The sequence below is a fragment of the Thiolapillus sp. genome (assembly GCF_048562965.1).
GTDB lineage: Bacteria > Pseudomonadota > Gammaproteobacteria > Chromatiales > Chromatiaceae > Thiolapillus > Thiolapillus brandeum_A.
In genome coordinates this window covers 1-799 of record NZ_JBHNMF010001189.1, presented here as the reverse complement: position 1 = coordinate 799, position 799 = coordinate 1, and the positions used below count along the sequence as shown (strand labels likewise).

Below are 799 nucleotides of genomic sequence, written 5' to 3'. Positions count from 1 at the left end.
GTGACTATCCGGTAAAGAAGGTCAACGACTGTGCTCACCGGTTCCTGGCGGCGTATGACTACGGGGGTCGCGAACTGATCTACAGCGATCCGCCCTATCTCCATCACACACGTACATCGGGACGCAGATACCGTTTCGACTATGAGGAACAGGACCACATCGAGCTGCTGGAATTGCTCAAGACCCTGCCCTGCAATATCATCCTGTCCGGCGACCCCTCGGCCCTGTACGACGAACGGCTCGCGGGCTGGCGCACGCTGGAACTGCAGGTCATGAGCCACGCTGGTGTGCGCACGGAAAAACCCGGGTTCAATTTCACCCCCGACCGGGTGCACTGGGCCAGCTGCGCGGGCAGGAATTTCACCGACCGCCAGCGCATCAGGCGCCGTGCCGCGAACTGGGGGAAGAACTGCCGGGCACTGCCGCGGGCGGAACGCCTCGCGGTGCTGGCGGCCATGATGGCGGTCGAGGCCGGGGACGCGGCCGGATCCGGGTGAGGCATCGATCATGGCCACCGTCAACAAACAATCGCCGCGCGAGGAGTTCGACGCGCTGAAAGGTGAATTCGAGCGCCTGTGCGCCTCGGGCAAGATGACGGCAGACAGCCACGCTCTGTTCCAGGCCATGCTCATGTTGTTCGAGGTGCTGAGGGTCGTGTTCATGGAAAAACGCACCCCAAAAAAACAGCACCAACTCCAGCAAACCGTCATCGCAAACCCCCAAGGACGATACCGCCATCACCCACCCAGGCGCCAACAGCAAGGGGAACAAGCACAATGCTATCTGTTGCGACAACACC

General features: G+C 61.7%; 2 protein-coding genes. Both read left to right on the top strand.

What is annotated here, in order from left to right; translation table 11 throughout:
• Positions 1 to 497 (top strand): DNA methylase (locus ACOCD2_RS23215; RefSeq protein WP_419626237.1); only part of this gene is annotated, 497 nt, incomplete at its 5' end.
• Positions 498 to 507: 10 nt separating this feature from the next.
• A partial coding sequence (locus ACOCD2_RS23210) for a hypothetical protein (RefSeq protein ID WP_419626235.1) occupies positions 508 to 799 on the top strand: 292 nt, incomplete at its 3' end.